Genomic DNA, 14400 nt, shown 5'->3' with positions numbered 1-14400 from the left:
CGGCAGTCGTCGCCGCGAATCGGCCGACGGCGCGGCTGTCGGCCCGGCCGATGGGGGCACGGGCGCGCGAGCGGCGGCGGCGGAGAGCAACGGAGAGCAACGACGGCGAACGGGTCGCCGGAGGTGGCGCAGTCGGGACGCGAAAACGGAGACGCGGCGAGTGAAGGGAGAAGGAAGAGGGGGAAGCGTGCGAGTCGTCGAGTGGCCGGCTTCGGCGGCGCTACTGCGAGGCCGCGGAGGCGAGCGAGGCGGGGTCGAAGCGCGTGTCGTCGCCGACGAAGGACTCGACGACGTGTCGTTCGGCGCTGGTGAGGCGGTACTGGAGGGTGGAGGTCGGGATGTCGACCATCGCCGCGATCTCCTGGAGGGAGTTGCGTCGCGGCTGTTCGTAGTAGCCGTGTTCGACAGCGAGTTCGAGCGCCGCGCGCTGCGTCGGGGAGAGGCCGGCGTCGTCGACGCCGTGTTTCGACCAGTTCGTCGCGCGCTCGATGTGGTCGAAGTCGATGGAGAGGCCCTCGCGGAGGTTCCGTTCGAGTTCGTCGTACACCGCGCTCACCGCGGCGTCGTCGTCGGCGAGGATGCGCCAGACGTACTCGTTTCCGTGCTGTTCTGCGTGGATGAGCACGCCGTCGCCGAGGTGGTCCGCGACGAGGTAGGGGATGGAGCGACAGCCCGGCCCCTCGGACTGCTGGGAGTAGACGAGCCGGCTCGTCGGCGTCTCCTCCAGCACCTCGTAGCGCCAGTCGAGCGTACAGCCGCCCATCCCGCGGAGGTTCGAGCAGCGCGTCACGCCGGAGAGGACGCCGTCGTAGGCCGCGAGCGCCTCCTCGGGGCCGGTCACCTCGTCGACGCGCCACATGGCGTCGTCGGTGGCGTGACAGGAGACCGTCCGCGAGGAGAGCCCGGGGTGGTCGATGAAGACGTCCATCAGCTCGTCCGCACCCCGCTCGTAGGTGACGGTGAAGGCGAACTCGCGCATACGTATCGCGTGGGGCGCTCGCGTATATATCGGTTCGGTTGGTATGTTCCAACGCGGGGACGACGCGACGAGGCGTCGGCGCGTCGGCGCGTCGGCGTGGCGGGGCGGCGGGACGGCGGGCACCGGGGAAGCCGGTCGAGAGACGACGCGCGTCAGGCCGCCGCCGCGTCGCCGTCCGCGCTCGCGGTCCCGTTGGCACTCGCGTTCCCGTCGGCCCGATTCTCGACCGTCAGTTGGACGTCGCCGCCCTCGGGGACGGTGATGTTCTGCGTCCCGGTGATCGTCCCGTCGGCGTCCGTGACGACGACGCGGACGGTCGTGTCGCTCGCCGTCGAGGCGGGGCCGTCGGAGCCGCCCGCCCCGCCCTCGACGGCGTCGACTTCGGCCGCCGTCATGAAGGCGTAGACCGGGCGGTCGCCCTCGAGAATCGTCACGTTGCCCGTCCCGGCGTTCACGAACGCCGTGTACGTGACCCCGGAGTCGCTGCGCGGGACGACCTTCACGTGCCAGTAGAGGGCGTCGCCCTTCACTATCGGAATCGGCGAGACCGCCCGCGCGTTCGAGAGGCGGTTCACCTCGGGGTTGCGCGAGACGAAGTCGATTGCGCGCTGCGGACCTATCTGGGCGTCGTCGTACTGCTGGACGCCCACCTCGCCGGTCTGCCCGTCGAACGTCCAAATCTGGTAAACGCCGTTCCCGCTCCCCGTGGGTTCGGTCGCCACGAAGTACGTCAGGCCGTTCTGCGTGTCCGTCGGGACGACGAGCGGCCACTCGTTGCCGCCCTCGGGGAGCTCCGCGACCGTGAGGACGTCCTCCTTCCAGAACCACTTGTTGAGCGGGCCGTGGACGTACTGCATCGACCGGACGCGGTAGGTGGACAGCGAGTAGGGGTAGACGTTCTGCCCGTCGAGGAGCGCCGACGCATCCGCCTCCGCGGGCGTGAGGTGGCTAATCGAGCCGTCCGGGCGCATCACCTCGACGCCGCCGAACTGCGGGACGGCGTAGAGCTGCGGGAGCGGGAAGAACCGGACCTTCCACTCGTAGGTCGTCGTCGAGTGGGCGATGTAGCTCGTCCCGTTCGCGCGGGCGTTGAACGTCGTCTCCCAGTCGTGACGTTCGAGCGGCGCGCTCAGGACGCTCTTGTACCGGTAGGAGTCGAAGAAGAGCTGGCCGCGGCCGTTCTCGAAGCGCGTCTCCTCGGTGGTGATGTCCTTGTCCGTCGTCGTCATGTTCACGTACATCGCGCCGCGCTGGTTCCCGAGGACGGAGACGAGGAAGGCGTCGGGGACGACGCCGTACGACCACTCGTAGGTGCCGTTCCGGTACGTGATGTCGGAGCCCGTGAGCCGGTACTGCGGGTACTGCATCGAGGACTGGGCGTAGTTGTCCGCGACGCTCCGCGGGAGCATCCGGACGTTGTCGGCGGACGTATTGGGCAGCGTATCGAGTTGCGCCGCGTCCGCGCTCATCTCGTCCGCGACGTCCTCGTGGGCGTAGATGCCGCCGACGACCGGCCCCGCGAAGAGGCCGAGGACGACGAAGACCGCGAGTGCGGCCATCACGAGCGGACGACTCCGCCGGCGGTAGCCGACCGCGCCGAGGACGAGCGCGACGAGTCCCCACTGGAGCAGGGCGGGCGTCCCGACGAGGAGTCCGTAGAGCGCGCCGTGGACGCTCGGGAACGAGAGGATTCCGAACACGACGGCGACGAGCGCGCCGGCGACCACCTGCCAGCGCTCGACGTCGCTCTCGATGCGGAACGGGTCGGGGTCGGTGTCGGGGCCTCGCGAACTCATCGGCGACCACCGCCGGTGTCGGGGAGCGCTGCGGGGAGCGCTGCGGGGCGCGCTGCGGGGCGCACGGCGGGGCGCGTCGGTATCCGTGGAGGGCGCGTCATCACGTTCGTACCGTTCGCGTCCGGGCGTATATATCCCGTCGTCACGGGCGGGGCGTGCGCCGGGCGAGCCACCGCGAGGAACGACCGGGAGACGCGGTGGCGGCCGCAGGCGACGGAGCAGCGACGGAGACGGCGGCCACGAACGACGATCGACTCGCCGGGGTCAAAGGCGATATGTCGGCGAGCGGGCTATCCCGTAGTATGACAGACACCGATCCGTCGCACGATCTCACCGACGAGGTCGCCGCGCACCGCGAGCCGAGCGCGGACGTCGGCGCGCTGTTCGTCAATCGCTGGTTGCCGCGCGCGATGACGGGCGAGCCGATCCCGGAGTCCGAGTACCGTCCGCTGTTCGAGGCCGCGCGGTGGGCCCCGTCGTCGCGGAACAGCCAGCCGTGGCGGTTCGCGTACGCCGCGCGGGGGGACGAGGAGTGGGAGACGTTCGTCGACCTCCTCAACGAGTTCAACCGCTCGTGGGCGGCCGACGCCGCCGTGCTCGCACTCCTCTGTTCGGAGACGACGGACGAGAAGGGGCGGTCGCTGTCGTCGCACAGCCTCGACGCGGGCGCGGCGTGGGAGAACCTCGCCCTGGAGGGGGCGCGCCGGGGGTTGGTCGTCCACCCGATGGGCGGCTTCGACCACGAGGCGGCAGCCAACGACCTCGACGTCCCGGAGACGTACGACGTCGAGGCGATGATCGCCATCGGCGAGCGCGCGCCGGCCACCGAACTCCCGGCCGACCTCCGCGATCAGGAGTTCCCGAAGGGGCGAAAACCGCTCGACGAAATCGTCAGCCGCGGCGGCTTCTGACGGCCCGGCAGAGAGACGCGACGCGTCACCGACTCGGGAGAGGTCGCACCGCGAGCGCCGAAACCCGCGGTGCCGGCCGTTTGGCGAAACGCTATACGCGCGGGCGTGGACGGAACAGCCGAGATGGACGTACTCCTCCTCGGCGCGAGCGGACGTATCGGCCACCGAGTCGCGGACGAACTCCTGTCGCGGGGACACCGCGTGACCGGCGTCTCGCGGAGCGGCGATATCGATGACATCGAGGACCCGGACTTCGTCGCGGTCGCCGGCGACGCGACGGACGCGGACGACGTCACGAAGCTCGCGACGGGCCACGACGCCATCGCGTCGGCGCTCGGCCCCAGCGACGACGAGGACCCCGGTATCCTCTCCGAGATGATGCGCGCCGCCATCGACGGGGCGCGCCGCGCGGACGTCACGCGACTCGTCTGGACGGGCGGCGCGGGCGGCCTCGACGCCGGCGACGGCACGCCGCTCATCGAGACGCCGGAGTTCCCCGACGAGTGGGAGCCGGTAGCGAGCGCCGCCATCGACGCCCTCGACATCCTCCGGGAAGCCGACGACCTCGACTGGACGTACCTCGCGCCCGCGGCGCTCATCGAGCCCGGCGAGCGCACCGGCGACTACCGCACCGCCGAGGGCGAACTCGTCACCGACGAGGAGGGCGAGAGCTACATCTCGATGGAGGACTTCGCGCTCGCGCTCGTCGACGAACTCGAAGACCCGCAGGGCGTCCACACCTACCTCGCCACGGGCTACTGAGGGCAGAAATACGGTGCGAGAAGCACGATACCGGGTCGAAAAACGTTTTTGACGGCGGGGCGCGGTGCGGCGGGGTTTCGCGTCCCCCCGAGCGCCCCGCGCTCGGGTCCGAGTGGCCCCCGAAGGGGGTCACGACGGGCTTTTGGTCGAGCTTTTATCGGAGCGCGCGACGCGCGCTCACAGTAAAAGGTCGATCAGAAGGGATACTCGCGCGCGTCGTGCTGGATCGAAATCCACTTCGTCTCGGTTATCTCGTGGAGGAAGGCGTCGCTGTTGTACGTGCCGACGCCGGAGGCACCGATGCCGCTGAAGGGCACGTGGGCCTCGTCGTTGATCGGCTGGTCGTTGATGTGGACGTTCCCGGTCTCCATGCGGTCGGCGATGTCCTTCGCGACTTCGAGGTCGCCGGAGTGGACGGCACCGGAGAGGCCGTACTCGGTGGCGTTGGCGAGTTCGACGGCCTCGTCGACGTCGCTGAAGGGGATGACGGGCGCGATGGGGCCGAAGTGCTCGTTGCACGCCGCCGCCATGTCGTTCGTGACGCCGGAGAGCACGGTGGGCTTCACGACGAGGGAGTCATCGACGCCGTCGAGGTCGGCGGTCTCGCCGCCGGTTTCGAGCGTCGCGCCCTGCTCGACGGTCCGCTCGACGTAGTCGAGCATCTCGTCGCGCTGGCTCTCGTTGACGATGGGGCCGACGATGGTGTCGTCGTCGTGTGCGCTTCCGAGCGGGAGCGATTCGGCGCGCTCCGTGAGCCGCTCGACGTACTCGTCGTAGACGTCCTCGTGGACGATGTGGCGGTTGATGGAGATGCAGACCTGCCCCTGGTGGACGAACGAGCCGAACGTCGCGCCGTCGAGGGCGCGGTCGAGGTCTGCGTCGTCGGTGACGACGAAGGCGTTGTTCCCGCCGAGTTCCATGGCGGGCACGGCGAGGTTCTCGCCGGCGAGGCCGGCGACGTGCTGGCCGACCTCGGTGCTCCCGGTGAAGGAGACGACGTCGCTCTCCGGATGGGAGGCGATGTGGTCGCCGATCTCCGAGCCGCGGCCCGTGACGACGTTGACGAGGCCGTCCGGGATATCCGTCTCCTCGAAGAGCTTGGCGAAGAGGAGGCCGCCCGTGATGGGGGACTCCGTCGAGGGCTTGAGGACGACGGCGTTCCCGGCGGCGATGGCGGGCGCGACCGCGCGCATCGAGAGGTTCAGCGGGAAGTTCCACGGCGAGATGACCGTGACGACGCCCTTCGGTTCGCGCTGCACGAGGTTCTCCTTGCCGGGGATGTTGGAGGTGACGTGCTCGCCCTTCATGCGGCGCGGCAGGGTCGCGGCCTCGCTCGCGTGGTCGCCCGCGATCTGGATGGAGGTCTCGCCCATGATCGCCGAGCCGCCCACCTCGTGCGCGAGGAGCTCGATTATCTCGTCGCGGTGGTTCTGGACGGCCTCGTCGAACTGCTCGACGACGGCCTGTCGTCGCGCGGGCGGCGCGTCGGCCCACTCCTCCTGGGCGGCCGCGGCGGCCTCGTAAGCGGCGTCGACGTCCGCCTCGGTCGCGGCGGCGACCTCGGTGAAGACCTCGCGCGTCGAGGGGTCTTCGTTCGGGATGGTCTCGCCGCTCTCGCTCTCCGTCCACTCGCCGCCGATGTAGAGCTTGTCCCACTCCGCGTCGACCGAGAAGTCATTCGACATCGTACTCTGACCGTATGGTCTAACCACTTAAAAGCAGGGAGGAAGGGGGAAGGTGTTACCGATTGCCAACCAGCGGACGTGTCAGCGGTCGTGAGCCACCCCGACGGGGGCTCGAGGTGCGCGTGCGGACCCGGGTCGCCGCGCGCGCGACGACCACGTGTTACCGCGAGCGGCGAGCGCGGCGTCACGACGAGGCGGTGGTGCGACGCGACGAGAAAATCGGTCCGACGGAAGAAATATCGATTGACAATTAATTCCTGTTCGAGTCGTATATATCTAAAATATCAATATAGTATAAATCTTCTTATCAGCTAGTAACTGGTTTGAGCAGCTTTGAGCCTATTTAGTGCCTCCCGTATCTGACTTCACCGATAACAATCAGTATTCAATAATTTATTTTCTATTGTCTATTCGAGCAAGCGGTTCCGTCCACGACCGTCTCGGATGGGTGGCCGTGCGGTCGGGCGCGGGGTCGAAAGTCGCGGACGGGTCGGAGACGGGAGAGGACCGACGACGCCGAGCCGAAGGGGCGGCAGACGTCGGGACTAGACGCCGAGGTAGCGCTGGCGGAGTTCCTCGTCTTCGCGGAGGCGTTCCGTCGTCACCTCATCAACGATGTGGCCCTCGTCGATGAGGTAGTGCCGGTCGGCCGTCGCGAGCGCGACCGCGACGTTCTGCTCGACGAGCAGGATGGTGACCCCCTCGTTCTCGCTTATCTCCTGGATGATGTCCTCGATACGCCGGACGATGTAGGGTGCGAGCCCCTCGCAGGGCTCGTCGAGGAGAATCATCTGGGGGTTCGTCACGAGGCTACGCGCGATGGCGAGCATCTGCTGTTCGCCCCCGCTCATGTTCTTCGCGGCCCGGTCGCGCATGTCGTCGAGTTCCGGGAAGCGCTCGAACATCGCCTCGATGGAGCGGGGGTCCTCGGCGTGGTTCGCCGCGAGTCGGATGTTCTCCGTGACCGTGAGGTCGCCGAAGCACCGGCGGGCCTCGGGGACGAGTGAGAGGCCGAGGCGCGGGATGTCGTGGGTCTTCGTGGCGAGCAGGTCGTGGCCGTCGAACGTGACCGAGCCGCCGCGAACCGTCGGTTCGTCCGCGCCGACGATGGAGCGCATCGTCGTCGTCTTCCCCGCGCCGTTGCGCCCGAGCAGCGAGACGACTTCGTCGCGCTCGACGTCGATGTCGACGCCGAAGAGGACCTGTCCCGTCTCGTAGCCGGCGTCGAGGTCGCGGACCTCCAGGAGGCTCATAGTTCCTCCCGGACGCCGCCGAGGTAGGCGTCCTGTACGTCGTCGTCACCCTGTATCTCGTCCGGCGTGCCCGTGGCGAGGACGGAGCCGCGGTTCAACACCGTGATGCGGTCGCTCACCGAGAGGACGATTTCCATGTCGTGTTCGATCATCAACACCGTCAATCCGAGGTCGTCCTGCAGCGACTGGACGAGCTCGACCGTCTCGCGGCTCTCGCCGGGGCCCATCCCGCTCGTCGGTTCGTCGAGGAGCAACACCGACGGCTCGGTGGCGATGGCCATGGCGATGCCGAGACGGCGCTGGTCGCCGTGCGAGAGGTTCTTCGCTTCCGTCTCGGCGTGCTCGCTCAGGCCGACGCGTGCGAGGATGTCGCGCGCCTCGTCCGCGCGGACGGCGCGCCCGTCGCCGAGGAGGGAGAAGGAGAACGTCCCGTCCGCGGCCGTCTGCGCGATAACTCGGACGTTCTCCAGTACGCTGAGTTCGGCGAACAGTTCGTTGCTCTGGAAGGAGCGCGCGAGCCCGAGGTGGGGGCGACGCTCCTGCGGGACGTCCGTAACGTCCTCGCCGTCGAGGTAGACCGACCCCGAGGTCGGCGCAAGGGCGTGCGTGACGACGTTGAACAGCGTCGTCTTTCCCGCACCGTTCGGGCCGATGATGGCGCGGAGTTCGCCGGACTCGACGGCGAGGTCGACCTCGTCGACGGCGACGATGCCGCCGAAGTGCTTGCTCAGCCCCTCGGTCCCGAGGGCGGCCGAGCGCGGGTCGGCGTCGTCGCTCATTCGCTCTCACCCCGGATGCGGGCGGAGAGTCGCCCCAGGACCGTCTTCAGCAACCCGAGGATACCCTCGCGCGGCGAGACCAGCACCGCGACGACGAACAGGAGGCCGAGGAAGAACTGCCAGTAGACGAGGACGCCCGCGAGTTCGATGCGGGCGAGTGGCACCTCGGTGAGCGGGAGGACGAGCGTGTGGAAGTCCGCGAGGTACTCCTCGACGAACATCCAGACGAAGACGCCGGCGAGCGGGCCGAAGAAGTAGTTCGCCCCGCCGAGCACCGCCATGATGATGATGTTCCCGCTCGTCACGATGGAGAGTTCGGAGAGCGTCGCGCCCTGGTTGTTGATTTCGAGGAGGACGCCGCCGAGCGCGGCGAACGCGGCCGCGAACGTGAACGCCCAGACCTTGTAGCGACGGACGTCGACGCCCATCGCGCGCGCGAGCGCCTCGTTCTCGCGGACGGCGACGAGCGTCCGCCCGAACGGCGAGCGGACGAGCTGCCACAGGAGCAACATCCCGACGACGAAGACCGCGGCGACCGCCCAGTACCAGTCGATGCGGAAGCCGCCGAGGGCGACGTACGTGAACCCGCGCGAGGTCTCGATCCACGCGGGCATCGTCCCGTCCGCGAGGCCGGTCGTCCCGCCCGTGAGACCGCCGGGGTTGTAGTTCGCCACGAAGTGAGCGGACTTCGCGAACGCGAGCGTCAGCATGGCGAAGTAAATTTCGCCCTTGTGCGCGATGAGGCGGCCGACGAGGTAGGCGACGCCCGCGGAGAGCAGGATGCCGAGCGGCGCGGCGACGAGGAACGGCACCGCGAAACTGGAGAGGGCGATGGCGACCGAGTACGTCCCGATACCCATGAACATCGCGTGCCCGAAGGATATCAACCCGGTGTACCCCATGAGGAGGTTGAACGAGGCGACGATGATCATCCAGATGAGGAAGGAGGTCGCCACCTGCGGGTAGCCGAGCATGAGGTCGTGCGAGACGACGGGACGGAGGAGGACGGCGACGGCGAGGAGCCCCAGCGGGACCTGCCAGACGCCGAGTTCGACCGCGCCGAGGCGTTCGAGGACGCCGGCGGTGGCGTCGCGGCTCATTCCATGAACCCCTCCTGGCCGTAGAGCCCGCGCGGGCGCACGAGCAACACGAGTATCATCACGAGGTACGGGACGAGCCCGCCGATGCCGGGGACGGCGAGCGCGCCGACTCCGGTGACGTCGGCGAGCGACCGGAGGACGAGGGGCGTCAGGAAGACGGCCTCGCCGATGAGGAGGCCGGCGACGACGCTCCCGAAGAGACTGCCGATGCCGCCGACGACCACGACGACGAACGTGATGATGATGTACTGTTGGCCCATCGTCGGGCTCATCCCGACGGCGGTACCCTGGAGGACGCCGCCGATTCCGGCGATGACGGCGCCGAGGAAGAACATGAGGACGAAGCGCCGCGGCATGTCGATACCGAGGAAGCCCGCCATCTCGCGGTCCTGGACGCCCGCGCGGACGGAGAGGCCGAAGTCGGTGCGCTCGATGAGGAGGTAGACCCCGAGGACGACGAGCGCGGCGACGACGACGCTGAAGAGGCGGATGCGCGCGACGGTCGTGACGGCGAGGTCCGCGCTCTGCGCGAGGACCGCCGGCGTGGCGACCGAGAGTGGCGTGTCGCCCCAGATGGCGCGCGTCGCCTCCTGAATCATCAGCGCGATACCGAACGCGGCGAGCAGGCCGGCGAGCGGCGGTTCGTCGTAGAGCCACTGGAGAACGAGTCGCTCCATCAGCACGCCGACGAGGCCGACGAGCAGGGGCGCGACGACGAGCGCGACCCAAAACGGCAGACCCCAGAGCGCCATGAGCTGATACGTGAAGTACGCGCCGAGCATGAACAGCGCGCCGTGCGCGAAGTTCACGATGCCGAGCAGTCCGAGGATGATGGAGAGCCCGAGCGCGATGAGCACGAGCGTCATCCCGTAGACGAGGCCGCCGACGAACTGATCGACGAACAGGCCGGGCTCCACCGCGAGAGCGACGAGGAGGAGGAGCGCGATGGCCCCCCAGACGGCCGCGCCGCCGGCGGAGAGACGGTCGAGTCCGAGTGTGCGAGACGAAGACGTGGACATCGGGGGAATCAGAGGGTGCAGCCGGTCTCCTCACACGACCGGACGACGTCGTCGCCGGGGGTCGTGTCCGTCACGTCGAACCACTGCTTGTAGGGGTCGTCCTGCATGGCGCTCGCCTCCCGCGCGGTGGCGCTGAAGACGGGCGAGACGAGTTCGTGGTCGCACGCGCGCCAGTACATCTCCCCGCCGCCGTGGATGTCCTTCGCGGCGCTCTGGACCTCGTGGCCTTCGAGTTCCTCGCGGATGTCCTCGGCGCGCGTGGAGCCGGCGCGGACCGCCGCGCGGACGTGCTGGTCGGCGGAGGTGTAGGACTTCGCGTGACGCACGAACGGGTCGAGTTCGCCCGCCTCGGCGACGCGGTCGTTGAAGTCGCCGACGCCGTCGATGGTGTTCACCCACCCCATCGAAGCGATGTCGACCATCGCGGCGGCCTCGTGGTCGAGCCCCCAGAAGACCATATCCTCGAGCATCTGCGCGCCGATCGTGATGTCGGTGAGCCCCTGATTGCGCATCTGCTTCACGGCACGCGAGGCGTCCGGACCGGGGATGAGGAGCGCGACGCCGTCCGCGTCGGAGTTGGCGACGTTGTTGATGTACTGGGTGTAGTCGTCGTTCGGGAACGGCGTCGCGTCCTTCCCGACGACCGTCGCGCCGTTCTCCTCGACGGCGCTGGTGACGACCTGCTCCGCGTTGTGCCCCCAGACGTAGTCCGCGTAGAGGACGTACCAGTTGTCGGTGGTGTCGGCCATCTCGCGGCCGATGGTGGTCGCCATCATGTGGTTCGTCTGATAGACCATGTACATGAACGGCTGACAGGCCTCGCCGCGCAGGGAGTCCGAGGCGCCCTGCCCGATGTAGGAGACGTTGTTGTCGGACGCCCACGTCCCGATCTTCGTGCAGACGGAGGAGTTGATGCCGCCCTGCGCGAAGTCGATGCCGTCCGCGGTGACGGCGCGCTTCATCGCGTCGAGCGCCCCGCTCGGGTCCGTCTTCGTGTCGTAGACCTCGAGGCCGACCGAGACGTCGAGCTCGTTTTCGAGGTCCTGGATGGCGAGACGCGTGCCCGTTTCGAGCGACGGCCCCCACGGCGCGAACGCCCCGCTGTTCGGCGTGAAGAGACCGAGCGTAATCTCCATCGGGCCGGTGCTACCGGTCGTCGTCCCCCCCGAACCTGACCCCTCACCGCCGGGGCCGCTGGAACAGCCGGCGAGGCCCGCGATACCCGCCGCACCGAGACCTTCGAGAGCGCGTCGTCTGGTAATCTTCGGCATACCACCGTAATTCAAACGTGTGCTTATAAAGATTGTTATGGATGCGATTTGGGGGTTCGTCACCGGTGTCGTGGCACGGACGACGCCCGGCGTCGCGAGTCGTCTGCGATATACAAACGGTTCGGGACGCCGTCGCGCCGAAGCCACGACGCCGACGCGCACGACGCACGCTCGACCGCCGACCGAGGGACGTGATTACGGCCGTATTCACGTAAAGGAGCGAGGATTCACGCGGACTCGTCTGCGATACGCAAACGAGTGGGTTGCCCGGGCGCGTCGAGCGCGGAAGCGCGGCCGTCTCGAACCCCGGTTCGGTCGACCCACGAACGCGGCTATTGTATTCGCGTATTTCGAGCTTTTTAACTAATAGACAATCTACGTATGATTCTACTATCCCACCTCACGATGGCGGAGCTATATCGAGACACATCTTTAGAGAATTTACCTCCGTTTGTGCCGCGCTCAGGCTACGTGTGGAGAGCGAGTGACGTATGCTCTCCGAGACGTCCCGTATTACGATACTACTATGATTTCGTATAGTTCTGTCCGGTACGTTCGTCCACGGACGCACGTAGGTTTTTGGGCGTCCCGCCGGTAGTGTGGCGCATGACGACCGACGACGACGATGGTGGCGCGTCGCTCTCCCGGGTGGGGCGCGTGGCGCTCGGCCTCGGCCTCGCGCTACAGGCCACGGAGGATTTCCGAGACATGGAGGATACGGTCGACTACGCGGAGTCGGCGGGGGTCCCCGCGCCCTCGCTCCTCGCGCCGCTCGCCTCCGGGACGATGGTGTCGGCGGGGCTCGGTATCGCCCTCTGGCGACTGCCGCGGCTCGCCACGGGGGCCGCCGCGACGTTCCTCTCGGTCGTAACGCTGACGATGCACGACTTCTGGACGAAAGAGCCCGACGAGGGACGCAGCGGCGAGCGCCTCGCGTTCTTCGGGAACCTGGCGATGCTCGGCGGCGTCCTCATCGCACTCCGCGAGGCCTGGCGGCGCTGAGAACGGTGGTTCCGGTCTACTCCTCGGCGGTCGCGGTCAGGCTGTAGAGGTCCTGGCGAGCGTCGGGGATGTACATCTCCTTCTCGATAACGTCGTTCTCCTGGAGGCGTTCGAGCGCCTCGCGAGCCGTCCGCTGTGAGAGGCGGGTGCGTTCGATGATGTCCTTCTGCGTCAGCGCGCCCTCGTGTTCGAGTACCTTCAGTACGAGTTTCGCGCTCGGTGGCAGTTGCGTCGCCGTCTCGTCGTCCATCCCTGTGTACTAGTGGTCGCGTGGTCGTTCGAGGCCGATACGCCCGCGGGGTTCCGCGCCGTCTCGCGTCGCCTCAGAGCTCGGGGACGTCGTCGGGCACGTCGAAGTCGTGGTAGTACTCGCCCTTCTCCTTCGAGAGGATGTCGAGGACGGCGGACGCGCCGTCGCCGACGGCGATGGCGGCCTGCCACTTCGTGTCGCGGCCCATCGCGCCGGTCGCGTAGACGCCATCGACGCTCGTCTGCATGTCGACGTTCACGTCGACGACGTCCTCGTCGGTGAACTCGCAGCCGAGGTCCTCGGCGAGCTCGCGGTTCGCGCCCGTGGCGAGCACGACGTAGTCCGCGTCGTACTCCTCGTCCGCGGTGGAGACGACGAAGCCGTCGCCGTCCTGCTCGACGGCCGTGACCTCGGTGTTCTCGTGGACGTCCGCGCCGCGGTCGCGGGCCTGGTCGCGCGCGATGAGGAGGAACTCCTCGCCGCTGATGGAGCGAATCGCGGGGTAGTTGAACAGGTGCGCGCGGTACATCCACGACTCGTCGGTGTCGAAGACGACCGTTTCGAGGTCGTTCTTCGCGGCGAACTGTGCGGCACTGAGGCCGGCGGGACCGCCGCCGACGATTGCGACGTCTACCATACACGCCACTCACACCGCCTCGGTAAAGAGCCTTACCATCTGGTAAAGTCGGTGCGCCGGACGCGTCGCGCCTCAGAGGACGAAGGGGCCGCGCTGCTGTATCGGCTCGTCGTGCGGCCGGCCGGCGACGGCGACGAACCGGACGGTGCCGTCGTCCGCGGCGGCCGTGACGTCGCGGGCGTCGGTGACGGGAAGGAGGTCGCCGACGCCGAACGCGTCGCCGTCGACGGTCCCCTCGCCCTCGACGCCGTAGAGGAAGCCGGTCCAGCCGTCGGGGACCGACCACGTCCACGTATCGGAGACGCGGACGTCGAGGTACGCCATCTCCGTGTGGAGGTCGATGGGCGACCCCTCGCCGACGACGGTGGTGACGGTCGCGCCGTCGTGCGTCTCGGTCGGGAGTTCGGCCGCGCTCGCGTCGACGTAGTCGGGTTCGACGTCCTTCTTCGCGCGCGGGAGGTTCACCCAGAGCTGGAGGCCGTTGCAGGCCCGCCCGTCCGCCGGGAACTCGGAGTGACTGATCTCCCGTCCGGTGGTGATTCGCATCGCTTCGTCCTCGTAGGCGGTGTGTTCGACGCCGAGGGAGTCCTCGTGTTCCATCCCGCCCTCGATCATGTACGAGACGATCTCGAACCCCTTGTGCGTGTGCATCGGGAACCCCTTGTCGGGGTCGATGTAGAAGCGCTCGAAGAGGACGAACGGGTCGAGGTGGTGGGGGTACGCCTCGGTCGGGAAGGCGCGATTCGACTGGACCCCCGTCCCGTGCTGGACGGTCCGGCCGGCGACCGGCTCCTCGCGACCGCGCGGCGTCTCGTTGCGTGCCATGCGCCGAACTACGTTTACCAGATGGTAAAGGCTGTCGGGCGCGGAGCCCGAACCCGGCGCTGACTAACCATACAGTAAACTTTTTCCGCGGCAGGGGGATACGGATAGATGGCGTTCGTCGGAACGCCGGC

14 protein-coding genes are annotated in these 14400 nt (G+C 68.1%); 3 read left to right on the top strand and 11 right to left on the bottom strand.

The genetic code is table 11. The annotated features are described in order from the left end of the window. Nucleotides 1-220: 220 nt before the first annotated feature. Both IEX84_RS05375 and IEX84_RS05370 read right to left on the bottom strand, forming a co-directional pair. Nucleotides 221-979, bottom strand: a complete 759-nt coding sequence (locus IEX84_RS05375) for a helix-turn-helix domain-containing protein (protein WP_188870603.1) — start codon at nucleotides 977-979, stop codon at nucleotides 221-223. A 152-nt stretch (nucleotides 980-1131) separates the two neighbouring features. Beyond that, the gene (locus IEX84_RS05370) at nucleotides 1132-2775 is read right to left on the bottom strand and encodes a cadherin-like beta sandwich domain-containing protein (RefSeq protein ID WP_188870601.1); all 1644 of its coding nucleotides are present in this window, start codon (nucleotides 2773-2775) and stop codon (nucleotides 1132-1134) included. Between the two features lie 302 nt (nucleotides 2776-3077). On the opposite strand from IEX84_RS05370, the gene IEX84_RS05365 reads away from it, so the two are divergent. Both IEX84_RS05365 and IEX84_RS05360 read left to right on the top strand, forming a co-directional pair. After that, complete coding sequence (locus IEX84_RS05365; RefSeq protein ID WP_188870599.1) at nucleotides 3078-3686, top strand: nitroreductase family protein; 609 nt, start codon at nucleotides 3078-3080, stop codon at nucleotides 3684-3686. Nucleotides 3687-3809: 123 nt separating this feature from the next. Continuing rightward, a complete protein-coding gene (locus tag IEX84_RS05360; RefSeq protein WP_188870597.1) occupies nucleotides 3810-4448 on the top strand; it encodes an NAD(P)-dependent oxidoreductase in 639 nt (212 codons plus the stop codon). 194 nt (nucleotides 4449-4642) lie between these two features. Here IEX84_RS05360 and IEX84_RS05355 read toward each other — a convergent pair whose 3' ends face one another. The 6 genes from IEX84_RS05355 to IEX84_RS05330 form a co-directional block, all read right to left on the bottom strand. Beyond that, entirely contained in the window at nucleotides 4643-6133 is a 1491-nt protein-coding gene (locus IEX84_RS05355; RefSeq protein WP_188870595.1) for an aldehyde dehydrogenase family protein, read from the bottom strand. Between the two features lie 545 nt (nucleotides 6134-6678). Further along, nucleotides 6679-7386: an ABC transporter ATP-binding protein gene (locus tag IEX84_RS05350; protein ID WP_188870593.1), complete on the bottom strand. Its 708-nt coding sequence runs from the start codon at nucleotides 7384-7386 to the stop codon at nucleotides 6679-6681. Then, nucleotides 7383-8165: an ABC transporter ATP-binding protein gene (locus tag IEX84_RS05345; protein WP_188870591.1), complete on the bottom strand. Its 783-nt coding sequence runs from the start codon at nucleotides 8163-8165 to the stop codon at nucleotides 7383-7385. Before IEX84_RS05345 ends, IEX84_RS05350 begins: the two co-directional genes overlap by 4 nt. Further along, nucleotides 8162-9265 carry a branched-chain amino acid ABC transporter permease gene (locus IEX84_RS05340; protein WP_188870589.1) on the bottom strand — a complete coding sequence of 368 codons (1104 nt, stop codon included), beginning with the start codon at nucleotides 9263-9265 and terminating at the stop codon, nucleotides 8162-8164. The genes IEX84_RS05345 and IEX84_RS05340 overlap by 4 nt, the downstream gene beginning before the upstream one ends. Next, nucleotides 9262-10284, bottom strand: coding sequence for a branched-chain amino acid ABC transporter permease (locus IEX84_RS05335; RefSeq protein ID WP_188870587.1), 1023 nt, complete (start codon nucleotides 10282-10284; stop codon nucleotides 9262-9264). The genes IEX84_RS05340 and IEX84_RS05335 overlap by 4 nt, the downstream gene beginning before the upstream one ends. Before the next feature lie 8 nt (nucleotides 10285-10292). After that, complete coding sequence (locus IEX84_RS05330; protein ID WP_188870585.1) at nucleotides 10293-11555, bottom strand: ABC transporter substrate-binding protein; 1263 nt, start codon at nucleotides 11553-11555, stop codon at nucleotides 10293-10295. A gap of 606 nt (nucleotides 11556-12161) precedes the next feature. Here IEX84_RS05330 and IEX84_RS05325 point away from each other — a divergent pair. Next, nucleotides 12162-12557 carry a DoxX family protein gene (locus IEX84_RS05325; protein ID WP_188870583.1) on the top strand — a complete coding sequence of 132 codons (396 nt, stop codon included), beginning with the start codon at nucleotides 12162-12164 and terminating at the stop codon, nucleotides 12555-12557. 16 nt (nucleotides 12558-12573) lie between these two features. On the opposite strand, the gene IEX84_RS05320 is transcribed toward IEX84_RS05325, so the two are convergent. The 3 genes from IEX84_RS05320 to IEX84_RS05310 all read right to left on the bottom strand — a co-directional run bounded on the left by IEX84_RS05320 (nucleotide 12574) and on the right by IEX84_RS05310 (nucleotide 14269). Further along, the gene (locus IEX84_RS05320) at nucleotides 12574-12807 is read right to left on the bottom strand and encodes a MarR family transcriptional regulator (RefSeq protein ID WP_188870581.1); all 234 of its coding nucleotides are present in this window, start codon (nucleotides 12805-12807) and stop codon (nucleotides 12574-12576) included. A 73-nt stretch (nucleotides 12808-12880) separates the two neighbouring features. Continuing rightward, nucleotides 12881-13444, bottom strand: coding sequence for an NAD(P)/FAD-dependent oxidoreductase (locus IEX84_RS05315; RefSeq protein WP_188870578.1), 564 nt, complete (start codon nucleotides 13442-13444; stop codon nucleotides 12881-12883). A gap of 72 nt (nucleotides 13445-13516) precedes the next feature. Continuing rightward, on the bottom strand, nucleotides 13517-14269 hold the full coding sequence (locus tag IEX84_RS05310; protein WP_188870576.1) for a pirin family protein: 753 nt from the start codon (nucleotides 14267-14269) through the stop codon (nucleotides 13517-13519). Between the last annotated feature and the right edge of the window lie 131 nt (nucleotides 14270-14400).

The organism is Halarchaeum rubridurum, from assembly GCF_014647115.1.
Lineage (GTDB): Archaea > Halobacteriota > Halobacteria > Halobacteriales > Halobacteriaceae > Halarchaeum > Halarchaeum rubridurum.
The sequence above is the reverse complement of the archived record's forward strand: the minus strand, read 5'-3'. Positions and strand labels throughout refer to the sequence as shown.

Bases quoted from the DNA above. Each gene is read 5' to 3' on its own strand.
- IEX84_RS05375 (WP_188870603.1), bottom strand. From the start codon at position 979: ATGCGCGAGTTCGCCTTCACCGTCACCTACGAGCGGGGTGCGGACGAG.
- IEX84_RS05370 (WP_188870601.1), bottom strand. From the start codon at position 2,775: ATGAGTTCGCGAGGCCCCGACACCGACCCCGACCCGTTCCGCATCGAG.
- IEX84_RS05365 (WP_188870599.1), top strand. From the start codon at position 3,078: ATGACAGACACCGATCCGTCGCACGATCTCACCGACGAGGTCGCCGCG.
- IEX84_RS05360 (WP_188870597.1), top strand. From the start codon at position 3,810: ATGGACGTACTCCTCCTCGGCGCGAGCGGACGTATCGGCCACCGAGTC.
- IEX84_RS05355 (WP_188870595.1), bottom strand. From the start codon at position 6,133: ATGTCGAATGACTTCTCGGTCGACGCGGAGTGGGACAAGCTCTACATC.
- IEX84_RS05350 (WP_188870593.1), bottom strand. From the start codon at position 7,386: ATGAGCCTCCTGGAGGTCCGCGACCTCGACGCCGGCTACGAGACGGGA.
- IEX84_RS05345 (WP_188870591.1), bottom strand. From the start codon at position 8,165: ATGAGCGACGACGCCGACCCGCGCTCGGCCGCCCTCGGGACCGAGGGG.
- IEX84_RS05340 (WP_188870589.1), bottom strand. From the start codon at position 9,265: ATGAGCCGCGACGCCACCGCCGGCGTCCTCGAACGCCTCGGCGCGGTC.
- IEX84_RS05335 (WP_188870587.1), bottom strand. From the start codon at position 10,284: ATGTCCACGTCTTCGTCTCGCACACTCGGACTCGACCGTCTCTCCGCC.
- IEX84_RS05330 (WP_188870585.1), bottom strand. From the start codon at position 11,555: ATGCCGAAGATTACCAGACGACGCGCTCTCGAAGGTCTCGGTGCGGCG.
- IEX84_RS05325 (WP_188870583.1), top strand. From the start codon at position 12,162: ATGACGACCGACGACGACGATGGTGGCGCGTCGCTCTCCCGGGTGGGG.
- IEX84_RS05320 (WP_188870581.1), bottom strand. From the start codon at position 12,807: ATGGACGACGAGACGGCGACGCAACTGCCACCGAGCGCGAAACTCGTA.
- IEX84_RS05315 (WP_188870578.1), bottom strand. From the start codon at position 13,444: ATGGTAGACGTCGCAATCGTCGGCGGCGGTCCCGCCGGCCTCAGTGCC.
- IEX84_RS05310 (WP_188870576.1), bottom strand. From the start codon at position 14,269: ATGGCACGCAACGAGACGCCGCGCGGTCGCGAGGAGCCGGTCGCCGGC.